This window comes from Streptomyces sp. NPDC020490 (assembly GCF_044335305.1).
GTDB lineage: Bacteria > Actinomycetota > Actinomycetes > Streptomycetales > Streptomycetaceae > Streptomyces.
The window spans coordinates 1-12,344 of the sequence record NZ_JBIRUY010000020.1; the positions used below are offsets into that span (position 1 = coordinate 1).

11 protein-coding genes are annotated in these 12,344 nt (G+C 71.6%); 8 read left to right on the plus strand and 3 right to left on the minus strand.

All coding sequences use genetic code 11. The annotated features are described in order from the left end of the window. Window positions 1–121: 121 nt before the first annotated feature. A complete protein-coding gene (locus tag ACH4ZX_RS21215) occupies window positions 122–1,105 on the minus strand; it encodes a DUF5937 family protein (protein WP_398274771.1) in 984 nt (327 codons plus the stop codon). Between the two features lie 70 nt (window positions 1,106–1,175). On the opposite strand from ACH4ZX_RS21215, the gene ACH4ZX_RS21220 reads away from it, so the two are divergent. The 4 genes from ACH4ZX_RS21220 (at window position 1,176) to ACH4ZX_RS21235 (ending at window position 5,418) form a co-directional block, all read left to right on the plus strand. Then, the gene (locus ACH4ZX_RS21220) at window positions 1,176–2,537 is read left to right on the plus strand and encodes an MFS transporter (protein ID WP_398274774.1); all 1,362 of its coding nucleotides are present in this window, start codon (window positions 1,176–1,178) and stop codon (window positions 2,535–2,537) included. A 22-nt stretch (window positions 2,538–2,559) separates the two neighbouring features. Then, entirely contained in the window at window positions 2,560–3,069 is a 510-nt protein-coding gene (locus ACH4ZX_RS21225) for a MarR family winged helix-turn-helix transcriptional regulator (RefSeq protein WP_398274776.1), read from the plus strand. A gap of 130 nt (window positions 3,070–3,199) precedes the next feature. Then, a complete protein-coding gene (locus tag ACH4ZX_RS21230) occupies window positions 3,200–3,538 on the plus strand; it encodes a DUF3817 domain-containing protein (RefSeq protein ID WP_398274779.1) in 339 nt (112 codons plus the stop codon). Between the two features lie 179 nt (window positions 3,539–3,717). Next, the gene (locus ACH4ZX_RS21235; protein ID WP_398274782.1) at window positions 3,718–5,418 is read left to right on the plus strand and encodes a methylmalonyl-CoA mutase; all 1,701 of its coding nucleotides are present in this window, start codon (window positions 3,718–3,720) and stop codon (window positions 5,416–5,418) included. Between the two features lie 82 nt (window positions 5,419–5,500). Here the strand turns inward: ACH4ZX_RS21235 and ACH4ZX_RS21240 are convergent, their stop codons facing one another. Next, entirely contained in the window at window positions 5,501–6,121 is a 621-nt protein-coding gene (locus tag ACH4ZX_RS21240; protein ID WP_398274785.1) for a TetR/AcrR family transcriptional regulator, read from the minus strand. A gap of 232 nt (window positions 6,122–6,353) precedes the next feature. Between ACH4ZX_RS21240 and ACH4ZX_RS21245 the strand changes: the two genes are divergently transcribed. From ACH4ZX_RS21245 to ACH4ZX_RS21260, 4 genes are all read left to right on the plus strand, one after another. Continuing rightward, window positions 6,354–7,325 (plus strand): tetratricopeptide repeat protein, encoded by a 972-nt coding sequence (locus ACH4ZX_RS21245; RefSeq protein WP_398274788.1) that lies wholly within the window; start codon window positions 6,354–6,356, stop codon window positions 7,323–7,325. 671 nt (window positions 7,326–7,996) lie between these two features. After that, on the plus strand, window positions 7,997–8,632 hold the full coding sequence (locus tag ACH4ZX_RS21250; RefSeq protein ID WP_360753599.1) for a DUF6230 family protein: 636 nt from the start codon (window positions 7,997–7,999) through the stop codon (window positions 8,630–8,632). Window positions 8,633–8,813: 181 nt separating this feature from the next. Continuing rightward, a complete protein-coding gene (locus ACH4ZX_RS21255; RefSeq protein ID WP_398274791.1) occupies window positions 8,814–9,440 on the plus strand; it encodes a DUF6114 domain-containing protein in 627 nt (208 codons plus the stop codon). Next, window positions 9,430–10,782: a hypothetical protein gene (locus ACH4ZX_RS21260; protein ID WP_398274794.1), complete on the plus strand. Its 1,353-nt coding sequence runs from the start codon at window positions 9,430–9,432 to the stop codon at window positions 10,780–10,782. The genes ACH4ZX_RS21255 and ACH4ZX_RS21260 overlap by 11 nt, the downstream gene beginning before the upstream one ends. A 123-nt stretch (window positions 10,783–10,905) precedes the next feature. On the opposite strand, the gene pyk is transcribed toward ACH4ZX_RS21260, so the two are convergent. Next, window positions 10,906–12,336: a pyruvate kinase gene (pyk, locus tag ACH4ZX_RS21265; RefSeq protein WP_398274797.1), complete on the minus strand. Its 1,431-nt coding sequence runs from the start codon at window positions 12,334–12,336 to the stop codon at window positions 10,906–10,908. Window positions 12,337–12,344 lie beyond the last annotated feature (8 nt).

Consider the following 12,344-nt stretch of genomic DNA (forward strand, 5'->3'; position numbering starts at 1 on the left):
CCCCCCCCCCCCCCCCCCCCCCCCCCCCCCCCCCCCCCCCCCCCCCCCCCCCCCCCCCCCCCCCCCCCCCCCCCCCCCCCCCCCCCCCCCCCCCCGCCCCCCCCCACGCGCCCAGAGCCGTTCACCCGTCCCCCGAGACCAGCGCGATCCCCAGTGGCGTCCGCTCGTACAGCACCTGATGCCCGTACCGGCGCGAGGTCAGCAGCCCGGCCTCGCGCAACACGGTCAGGTGGGCCGACACCGACGACGGCGCGAGCCCCAGCCGAAGGGCGAGCGCGGTGGTGGCGGCGGGTTCGTCCAGCGCGGCGAGCACGGCGGCGCGCCCCCGCCCGAGCAGCCGTACGAGCGCCTCGGGAGCGCGGTCGTCCGGCGCGGCCCACAGCCCGCCGATCCCGCGGGCCGGATAGGCCAGCGTCGGCTGCCACGGCGGGTCGAAGGTGCTGACGACGTCCGGCCAGAGGAACACGCTCGGCATGAGCACCAGCCCCTGCCCGCCGAGATGCCGCTCGTGCCGCCCCCGGAACTCGACGGTCAGCGTCCCGGCGCGCCACCCGAACCGCCGGTTGATCTCCGGCAGCAGCCTGCCCAGCCCCACCTCGGCCAGCCGCCGCGAGTGAAAGGCCACGTCGGCCTCCAGCAGGGCGCGCAGCCGGGCCCAGTCCGGAGCGAGCAGGGTGCGCCAGACCTCCTCCATCGCGTCGGACAGCTCCCGGACCATGCGTGCCGGATCCCGCAGCCACCTCCTGGCCTGCGCCGAGTCCAGCGCGCCCGGGGTGTCCGCGAGCGACTTCGCGGTGTCCGCGCGGGCCTCCTCCGGGTCGCTCGCCCGCACGGCCGCGATCTCCTCCTCGAAACCGGCCGCGGGCCCGATCGGCGGCGGGCAGAGCCAGTCGGGGCAGTGCCCGTGCCGCGGCATCAGCAGCCACAGGTCCGTCAGATCGAGCGCGGCGGCCGCGCGGCCCGTGCGGCGCAGCCAGTGCGCGTGGTAGCCGTGCCGCTCGGGATGCTTCAGCATGCGCACGGCCTGCTGCGTCTCCCACAACGGGGACACGGCGAAGCGGCACCGGAGGAAGTCGTCCTCCCCGAAGTGCAGATATGAGGGCACGACACTCCCAAGATTCGGACACCCCCGAATCTCTAGAATGCCCCACCCCCCCTCACCCAAGCTGCTGCTCATGCCAGACCACGCACCACCCCTCCCACCGGCCCCCGAACCCGCACCCGAACCCGCACCCGCCCCCGCACCCGCCCCCGCACCCGCCCCCGCACCCGCCCCCGCACCCCCACTCGCCCCCGCACCCCCACCCGCCCCCGCACCCCCACCCGGCTACACCCAAGTCTTCGCGGTCCGCGAGTTCCGCGCCGTCTTCGCCGCCCACGCCCTGTCCCTCCTCGGCGTGATCGTCAGCGAGATCGCCCTGTCCGTCCTGATCTACGACCTCACCGGCTCACCCCTGATGAGCGCCCTCACCTTCGCCCTCGGCTTCCTGCCGTACGCGGTGGGCGGAACGCTGCTGGCGGGGATCGCCGACCGCTTCCCGGCCCGGCGGGTCCTGGTGGTGTGCGACCTGGCACAGGCCGCGTGCACCGCCCTGATGGTCGCCCCCGGCACCCACACAGCCGTCCTGCTGGCCCTGCGCTGCTGCGTGGCCGTCGTCTCGCCGGTGTTCCAGGGGACCCGGATGGCCACGCTGGCGGACATCCTCGGCGACGGCGACCTGTTCGTGCTCGGCCGCTCCCTGCTGCGCATCGTCTCCCAGAGCGCGCTGCTCGTCGGCTACGGCCTTGGCGGCCTGCTGCTCGTCGCCGTGTCGCCGCGCCACGCGCTGCTGATCACCGTGGGCACCTTCTGCGCCTCGGCCGTCCTGCTGCGCTTCGGCACCCGGCGCAGGCCCGCCCGCGCCGGCGTCGGAAGCGCCCTTGCGCAGGACTCCCCCAAGGGCGGCGCCCGGCAACTGCTCGCCGACCGCCGCGTGCGCGTGCTGCTCCTGCTGTTCTGGGTGCCGCCCATGTTCGCGGTGGTGCCGGAGGCGCTGGCGGCGCCCTACGCCGACCAACTGGCCGCCGGCTCCGTAGGGCTCGGCCTGCTGATGTGCGCGCTGCCGGCCGGCGCGATCGCCGGCGAACTGTACGCGGGCGCCCGCCTGCGCCCCGCCACCCGGGAGCGGATCGCCCTGCCCCTGGTCTGCCTGACCCTGCTGCCGTACGCCGGGTACGCCTTCCGTCCCGGCCTCGCCGTGTCCCTCCTGCTGCTCGCGGTCTCGGGCACGGGCTCGGCGTACACGCTGGGACTGGACCAGTGGTTCGTGCGGGCCGTGCCGGAGGAGTCGCGGGGCCGGGCGATGACCCTGCTCACCGCCGGGCTGATGACGATCCAGGGGGCGGGCATGGCGCTGGCCGGCGTGGCCGCCCAGTTCGCCGGGGTGACGGCGACGGTCGTGGGCGCGGGAGTGCTGGGCGCGGCCTGCTGCACCCTGCTCGCCCGCGAAGCGGTCCGCACCCGACCGAAAGACGAGACGGGGCTGACCAGCATATGACCGGCCGGTAAGGTCTGATGCCGTGCCGAAGCCGCTCAGTCTCCCGTTCGATCCCATCGCCCGCGCCGACGAACTCTGGAAGCAGCGCTGGGGAAACGTGCCGTCCATGGCGGCCATCACCTCGATCATGCGCGCGCACCAGATCCTGCTCGCCGAGGTCGACGCGGTGGTCAAGCCCTACGGACTGACCTTCGCACGGTACGAGGCCCTGGTGCTGCTGACCTTCTCCAAGGCCGGCGAGCTGCCGATGTCCAAGATCGGCGAGCGTCTGATGGTGCACCCCACGTCCGTCACGAACACCGTGGACCGGCTGGTGAAGTCCGGCCTGGTGGACCGCAGGCCCAACCCCAACGACGGCCGCGGCACCCTCGCCGTCATCACGGACAAGGGCCGGGAGGTGGTCGACGCCGCCACCCGCGACCTGATGGCGATGGACTTCGGCCTGGGCGCCTACGACGCCGAGGAATGCGCCGAGCTCTTCGCGATGCTCCGGCCGCTGCGGCTGGCCGCCGGGGACTTCGAGGAGGAATAGTCTTCCCACTGGGTCAGTGCGCTGCTCCCCGCCGCCGCGGGGATGTTCCGAGCGTCCTGACGCGCTGGCGCGTCATGGCGTGTTGCTCCCCGCCGCCGCGGGGATTTTCCGGACGGTTACGCTCGTATCCATGAAACGAAGCGTGCTGACCCGCTACCGCGTCATGGCCTACGTCACCGGTGTGCTGCTGGTCCTGCTGTGCCTGAGCATGATCGCCAAGTACGGCCTGGACATGGACGGCGCCGCGGACTTCACCCGCGTCGTCGCCATCGCGCACGGCTGGCTCTACGTCGTCTACCTGGTCTTCGCCTTCGACCTGGGCTCCAAGGCGAAGTGGCCGGTCGGCAAGCAGCTGTGGGTGCTGCTGGCCGGGACGATCCCGACGGCGGCCTTCTTCGTGGAGCGCAGGATCAGCCACGAGCTGGAGGCCCGGACCGCCGGAGAGGCCCCGGCCGTCGCCAAGGCCTGACCCGGACCTCACCGCCGTACGCGCGCCTCGACCTCACCGCCGTACGCGCGCCTCGACCTCACCGCCGTACGCGCGCCTCGACCGCACCGCCGTACGCGCGCCTCGACCGCACCGCCGTACGAGTGCGTACGGCGGTCCCCCATCGACATTTACTTGGACGTCCTAGTAAATTCGAGGGTATGGACGCTGACGCCATCGAGGAGGGCCGCCGACGCTGGCAGGCCCGGTACGACGCCGCACGCAAGCGCGACGCAGACTTCACCACGCTCTCCGGGGACCCCGTGGAGCCGGTGTACGGGCCACGGCCGGGGGACGCCTACGACGGATTCGAGCGCATCGGCTGGCCGGGGGAGTACCCCTTCACGCGCGGGCTGTACCCGACCGGCTACCGGGGCCGTACCTGGACCATCCGCCAGTTCGCCGGGTTCGGCAACGCCGAGCAGACCAACGAGCGCTACAAGATGATCCTCGGCAACGGCGGCGGCGGGCTGTCCGTCGCCTTCGACATGCCGACGCTGATGGGCCGCGACTCCGACGACCCGCGCTCGCTGGGCGAGGTCGGCCACTGCGGTGTGGCCATCGACTCGGCGGCCGACATGGAGGTGCTGTTCAAGGACATCCCGCTCGGCGATGTCACCACCTCCATGACCATCAGCGGACCGGCCGTCCCGGTCTTCTGCATGTACCTCGTCGCCGCCGAGCGCCAGGGCGTCGACCCGGCCGTCCTCAACGGCACGCTGCAGACCGACATCTTCAAGGAGTACATCGCGCAGAAGGAGTGGCTCTTCCAGCCCGAGCCGCACCTGCGCCTGATCGGCGACCTCATGGAGTACTGCGCGGCCGGCATCCCCGCCTACAAGCCGCTGTCCGTCTCCGGGTACCACATCCGCGAGGCCGGGGCCACGGCGGCGCAGGAGCTGGCGTACACCCTCGCGGACGGCTTCGGGTACGTGGAGCTGGGCCTGTCCCGCGGCCTGGACGTCGACGTCTTCGCCCCCGGCCTGTCCTTCTTCTTCGACGCGCACGTCGACTTCTTCGAGGAGATCGCCAAGTTCCGCGCGGCACGGCGCATCTGGGCGCGCTGGATGCGGGACGTGTACGGCGCGACCTCCGAGAAGGCCCAGTGGCTGCGCTTCCACACGCAGACCGCCGGCGTCTCGCTGACCGCGCAGCAGCCGTACAACAACGTGGTGCGCACGGCCGTCGAGGCGCTCGCCGCGGTGCTCGGCGGGACCAACTCGCTGCACACCAACGCCCTGGACGAGACCCTCGCGCTGCCGAGCGAGCAGGCCGCGGAGATCGCCCTGCGCACCCAGCAGGTGCTCATGGAGGAGACCGGCGTCGCCAACGTCGCCGACCCGCTGGGCGGTTCGTGGTACGTCGAGCAGCTCACCGACCGGATCGAGGCGGACGCCGAGAAGATCTTCGAGCAGATCAAGGAGCGGGGTCTGCGGGCTCACCCGGACGGGCGACACCCGATCGGGCCCATCACCTCCGGGATCCTGCGCGGCATCGAGGACGGCTGGTTCACCGGCGAGATCGCCGAGTCCGCCTTCCGTTACCAGCAGGCCCTGGAGAAGGGCGAGAAGAGGGTCGTGGGCGTCAACGTCCACACCGGGTCCGTCACCGGCGACCTGGAGATCCTGCGGGTCAGCCACGAGGTGGAGCGGGAGCAGGTCCGGGTGCTGGCCGACCGCAAGGCCGCACGGGACGACGCCGCCGTGCGCTCCGCGCTGGACGCGATGCTGACCGCCGCGCGCGAGGGCGCCAACATGATCGGGCCGATGCTGGACGCCGTACGGGCGGAGGCGACGCTCGGCGAGATCTGCGGAGTGCTGCGCGACGAGTGGGGGGTGTACACCGAGCCCGCCGGCTTCTGACCGGGCGGCCGGACCGCCCTCTGCGGGAACCGTCCACTGCGGAAACCGCCCGCTTCACGCGGTTCCGCTCAAGCGGTTCCGCTCAAGCGGTTCCGGCGAGACCGAGCAGCAGCACCTTCGTGAGGCCGCGCGCCCACTGCTCGTCCGCCGGTTCCGCGCTCACCAGGGTGCGGTGGACCACCGCACCCGCCACCACGTCGAAGATCAGGTCCGCGGTGCGGGCGGCCTCCGCCGGATCCGCCGACGCCGGAAGCTCGCCGCGCTCCTGCGCCCGGGCGCGGCCCTCCACCACCAGGCACTTCTGCCGTTCCACGATGGACTGGCGGATGCGCTCGCGCAGGGCCGCGTCCCGCGTCGACTCGGCGACCACCGCCATCAGGCCGCTCCTGGCCTCCGGGCGGGCCAGGATGCCGGCGAACTGCAGGACCACGCCCTCGATGTCGGCGGCCAGCGTGCCGCGGTCGGGGAGTTCGAGCTCGTCGAAGAGTTCCGCCACCGCGTCCACCACGAGCTCGTTCTTGCCCGCCCAGCGGCGGTAGAGGGTCGTCTTGGCCACCCCCGCGCGTGTCGCGACGTCCTGGAGGGTGAGTTTCGACCAGCCGAGCTCCACCAGCGCCTGCCGCGTGGCGGCCAGGATCGCCGCGTCCGCGGCGGCGCTGCGCGGGCGTCCGGCGGCGCGCGGGGCGGGTGTGCGGCTCTGCATCCCCCGACCATAACCGGCGGATGCCGTGATGCCGTGAGGGAGATCACCGGAATCCGGTTCCGTCCGGGCACCCGGTGCTATTACGCTACGGGTCGTAGCGAAAGCTCGACGGGTGACGACCACTGGCGAGTGACGACCACTGGCGCGGGTGGGGACCCGGCGCCGACGCACACGGCGGACCGGCTTGCCGCCGCTTTTCACAACACGCGCACTCACGGGGGAGGATAGACGCATGCAGCCACGGAACATGTCCATGAGCGGAGTCGTCGACCTCGCCGCGGTGAAGGCGGCCCAGGAGGCCAAGGTGAAGGCGGAGCAGGCGCGCGCCGAAGCGGCACGGCAGGGCGGGGGAGGCGCGGTCTCCCCGGCCGACCTCGTGATCGACGTCGACGAGGCGTCCTTCGAACGCGACGTCCTGCAGCGGTCCGCCGAGGTGCCCGTCGTCATCGACTTCTGGGCCGAGTGGTGTCAGCCCTGCAAGCAGCTGAGCCCGGTCCTGGAGCGGCTCGCCGTCGAGTACAACGGCCGGTTCCTGCTCGCCAAGATCGACGTCGACGCGAACCAGATGCTGATGCAGCAGTTCGGGGTCCAGGGGATCCCGGCGGTGTTCGCGGTGGTCGCGGGCCAGGCGCTGCCCCTCTTCCAGGGCGCCGCGGGCGAGGCGCAGATCCGGCAGACCCTGGACCAGCTGGTGCAGGTCGCCGAGCAGCGTTTCGGCCTGACCGGCCTGACCGTCGACCCGGATGCCGAGCCCGGCGGCGCGGTGGCCCCCGAAAAGCCCACGAGTCCCCACGACGCGCTGCTCGACGCCGCCGTGCGGGCCCTGGACGCGGGCGACCTGGCGGGCGCCATCCAGGCGTACCGCAACGTGCTCAGCGACGACCCGGCCAACCCGGAGGCCAAACTCGGCCTCGCGCAGGCGGAGTTGCTGCAGCGGGTGCAGGGCGTGGACCCGCAGCTGGCCCGCCGGGAGGCGGCCGAGAAGCCGGCCGACGTGCAGGCGCAGATCACCGCCGCCGACCTGGACCTGGTGGGCGGACACGTCGAGGACGCCTTCGGACGGCTCATCGACACCGTGCGGCGCACGGCGGGCGACGACCGGGACGCCGTACGCCTGCGGCTGCTGGAGCTGTTCGAGGTCGTGGGGGCGGAGGACCCACGGGTGGCCGCCGCGCGCCGGGCGCTGGCGCGCGCCCTGTTCTGAGCGGGGTGCGCATCCTGTTCTGAGCGGGGCGCCAGCCCTGTTCTGACCAGTCGTTAAACACTCGGGTCTGTGATGCCCGGGTGAAAGATCTGCCGACGCGGTTCCACTGCGGCCGCGCTTTACCAAATCTTGGTAATCGCGGCCGCTGTTACTGCCAGTAAGTTATGGGCGTCGGTCTGTCGGATTCTGTCCAGCCATCAATAGTTTTGCCCCCCGGCTCGACGGCACCCTGCGTCGCCGTCCGAGACCTCCGGGCCGTCCTTCGGTTATCCGGCCGTTACTAGCCAGTAACGAACCCCCTTGTGCGGGCGGCGAGAATGCACCACGATCGGCCACGCTCGGTCCGTTCCCGTACCCCGACAGCCGGTCGGGTCGCGGGAGTTCCAGGGTCCCCACCGAGCAGAGCCGGCGTCACGGACGCCGGTTCTCGGACAGGGGGGTCTTCGCCCACCCGGCGAAGCCTGTCCGGCAAGGTTGTGCGTGATGCGTGTCAGGCGCGACCAGTGGTTGTCGCTCGGGGGTGATCGCCGGTGATTCGGGCGCGTTTCTCGCGCCGCCGAGCGCGGGCGCTCTCCTTCCCGAGGACGTAGCACTTCTCCCATCCCTGCCCGGCTGAGCCGCCGACTGGAGGCAGTCAGGGTCAGGAGATGTACGTCCGAGAAGGAGGAAATATGGAGTCCCAGGTGCGTGGCGGGACCAGATGGAAGCGGTTCGCTGTGGTCATGGTGCCCAGCGTCGCCGCAACGGCCGCGATAGGCGTCGCCCTCGCGCAGGGCGCTCTTGCCGCGTCCTTCAGCGTGTCCGGCCAGCAGTTCAAGGTGACCGCAGACTCCCTGCAGGGCACCGGCTTCTCGCAGTACGGCGCGCTTGACTCGGGGTACACCCTCGACGGCAAGAAGACGGTCCACCCGGTGGCGGTCTCGGCGTTCAAGTCCGCGACCATCAAGGGCCTGTGCCAGTCCGTGGTCACCCCGGACATCCCGATTCTGGGCAACGTCAGCCTGATCCTGAAGGCGGGCGGCGGCGCCACGCCGGTCGAGGCCGACAACCTCTACATCGACCTCGACGAGCTGAGCGCCGACGCGACGTTCACGAACATCGACATCGGTGTGGCCGCCAAGGACGCCTCCAAGGGTCCGGGCATGAAGGGCGGCGGCGAGCAGGCGAACCCGTACGGATTCGCCCAGCAGGCCGAGAAGGCCGAGCTGACCGGCGTGAAGCAGACGGCGTGGGCCACCACCGCCGGAACCTTCAAGCTCAGCGGCCTGAAGATGTCGGTGTCGACGGGTGTCAAGGAGTGCTACTAAGCACTCGATGACGGGCGGGGGAGCCGATGGCGCCCCCGCCCGTCCACTCTCCCCCCGCCTTCTTCACGCCTTGCCCACGGATCACCACCGCATCACCAAGCACCAACACCGCACCACCGCACCACCATCGCGCTACACCGCACCACCACCACAGCAACGCCGCACCAGGGAGCTGTTTTCCATGAGCGCCGAGACTCCTGCCGCACCCGGCCAGTTCAGCCGCCGGAGGCTGCAGTTCCGCGCCTGGCGGGGCACGCGGCCGTTCTGGGCCGGGTTGTTCGTCCTGCTCGCCGGCTTTCCGATCATGTACTTCCCGTACGCGCATCTCCAGCTCGGTCACCTGACGTTGGCGATGGCCACCACCGGGGGTGCCGGCTCCCTGATCATCGGCGTGCTGCTCGTCGTCCTGGGCGTCAGCCTCTGGTTCCAGAAGCACGTGCGCACCTTCGCGGGCGTCGCGGCGATCCTGCTGGCCCTGGTGTCCATCCCGGTGTCCAACCTCGGTGGCTTCCTCATGGGCTTCCTGCTCGCGATGGTCGGCGGGGCCATGGCCGTGTCGTGGGTGCCGGGTGTGCCGTCCGCCGAAGAGCCGGTCCGCAAGGACGCGGCGGGCACGGGCACCGCCCCCGAGGCGGCCGGCCCGGACACCACGGCGCCCGAGCCCGCCCAGGCGCCGGCCGGGACGCCGTCCGCGGCGCCGGGCGAGACGCAGCCGCAGTCCGAGGCGCCGGCCGAGGCGAGCGAGCCGAACGATCTGTCAGGAACGAGCCCGGCCAACGGGGCGAACGGGAGGCACAGTGCCGGCTGACGAGGTGACCCACGGGACTGACGTGGACGCGTCCCGTGCGAGAACCGGGCCGCGTCACGCGGCACCCAAGAAGCCGCTGTTCACCAGGTTCCACATGCCGGCCGGCAAGGCGATAGCCACGGTCGCGATGCCGACCGCGGTGCTGATGGGGATGGGATTCACGTCGACCCTCGCCCTCGCCGACAGCAACGGCTCTTCGCCGTCGCCGACGGCGAAGAGCCTGACCGCCGACGAGTACAAGGACTGCGTGACCGCCCTGACGGACTCGGGCGACGCCTCGGCCTCGCCGTCGCCGTCCGCCTCCGCGAGCAGCACCGACTCCGCGACGCCCACGCCGTCGTCCACCGCCGGCACGTCGAAGAACTCCTCCGACACCGGCACCGGTACGGACTCCGGTACGGGCTCCGGTACGGGCTCCGGCACGGGTTCTTCGCCGGATTCGGGTTCCGGCGACAAGGCCACGCCCACGCCGTCCGCCGGCACCTCGGGTTCGGACTCCGGCAGCGACGCCACCGCCACGCCGACCCCGTCGGCGTCCGAGAGCGGCAACCTGCTCGACACCATCGGCGACACGATCGGCGACATCTTCACCGGCGGCGGCGACTCCACGGCCACCGCCGACCCGACGCCGACCGCGTCGGCGTCGCCGAGCGCGACCGCGGACTCCCCGTCCTCGTCGTCCTCGTCGAAGTCCTCCGACAGCGGCACGGCCGGCACGACGGGTACGGCCGGCACGGCCGGCGACACGGTGAAGGACGCGATCGCCACGGCGACCGCGACGGCCACCGAGACCCCGGCCCCGACCGCGTCCGCCACGCCCTCCGCCAGTGCCTCGCCCAGCGCGAGCCCGGCCGCCACGGACTGCCCGGCCGCCACGGACGACGTCAGCGGCGTCGACAACGCGGTGCCGGTGGCGGACGACCCCTGGTACCTCAACGCCAGCTCCCTGCTGCTGAAGGGCGCCGACTACCAGGGCATCGTCGAGGTGAAGACGGCCAACGGCACCAAGAAGAAGGCGCTGAAGTACGTCATCTCCGGCGGCACCGACATCGGCGACCTGCACCAGACGGTCAAGGACCAGCAGTCCGGCAAGACTTACCACGTCCAGGCCGGCAAGGGCACCACGTCCACGATCCGCGACGGCGACACGGTGATGTACACCGAAAGCATCTCCGGCAACCTGTTCGGCCTGATCCCGATCACGTTCAGCCCGGACAACCCGCCGCCGCTGAACATCCCGCTGATCTACTTCACCAACGTCAAGGTCGTGCAGGCCGCCCAGTTCGGCGGCACGCTGCACGTGCCCGGGATGCACCTGTACACCACCGACGGCACCGGCTGACCGCCGCCACGAACCCGTTCGGGAGCCGCACAGGCCGAGGGCGCCCCCTGGTCCCAGGGGGCGCCCTCGGTGTCGTACGGGTCCGTGGTCGTACGGGGCCGTGCGGGCAGTCCGCGTCCGGCGTCAGTCGTTCTCGCCGCCGCCGAGGTGGTGGACGCGGACCATGTTGGTGGTGCCGGGGACGCCGGGCGGCGAGCCGGCGGTGATGATCATGATGTCGCCGTCGTTGTACCGGCCCAGCTTCATGACCTCCTGGTCGACCAGGTCGACCATCTCGTCGGTGCTGTTGACGAACGGCACGATGTGCGACTCCACGCCCCAGCTGAGCGTGAGCTGGTTGCGGGTGCCCTCGTCGGTGGTGAAGGCGAGGATCGGCTGGGTGGCGCGGTAGCGGCTCAGCCGGCGGGCGGTGTCACCGGACTTGGTGAAGGCGATCAGGGTCTTGCCGCCCAGGAAGTCCGCGATCTCGCACGCGGCACGCGCGACCGAACCGCCCTGCGTGCGCGGCTTCTTGCCCGGCACCAGCGGCTGCAGGCCCTTGCTGAGCAGCTCCTGCTCGGCCGCCGTGACGATCTTCGACATGGTCTTGACGGTCTCGACCGGATACGCGCCCACGCTCGACTCGGCGGACAGCATGACCGCGTCGGCCCCGTCCAGGATCGCGTTGGCCACGTCGGACGCCTCGGCGCGGGTCGGACGGGAGTTGGTGATCATCGACTCCATCATCTGGGTCGCCACGATCACCGGTTTGGCGTTGCGCCGGCACAGCTCGATCAGGCGCTTCTGCACCATGGGGACCTTCTCGAGCGGGTACTCGACGGCCAGGTCGCCACGGGCCACCATCACGGCGTCGAACGCCGCGACGACGTCCTCCATGTTCTCCACCGCCTGCGGCTTCTCCACCTTGGCGATGACGGGGACGCGGCGGCCCTCCTCGTCCATGACCTTGTGGACGTCGGCGACGTCCTTGGCGTCCCGCACGAAGGACAGGGCGACCATGTCGCAGCCCATGCGCAGCGCGAACCGGAGGTCCTCGACGTCCTTCTCGCTCAGCGCCGGCACGTTCACCGCCGCGCCGGGCAGGTTGATGCCCTTGTGGTCGGAGACGACGCCGCCCTCGACGACGACCGTCTTCACCCGCGGGCCCTCGACGTCCAGCACCTTCAGCTCGACGTTGCCGTCGTTGATGAGGATCTGGTCGCCGCTCGCGACGTCGCCGGGCAGGCCCTTGTAGGTCGTGCCGCAGATGCTCTTGTCGCCGGGGACGTCCTCGGTCGTGATGACGAACTCGTCACCCCGCTCGAGTTCCACCGGGCCCTCGGCGAAGGTCTCCAGGCGGATCTTCGGACCCTGCAGGTCGGCGAGGACACCGATGGCCCGGCCGGTCTCCTTGGCCGCGGCCCGGACGCGGTCGTACCGCGCCTGGTGCTCGGCGTGGGTGCCGTGGCTGAAGTTGAAGCGGGCCACGTTCATGCCGGCCTCGATCATGGAGACCAGCATCTCGTGGGAGTCGACCGCGGGGCCGAGAGTACAGACGATTTTCGAACGGCGCATGGGGCGAT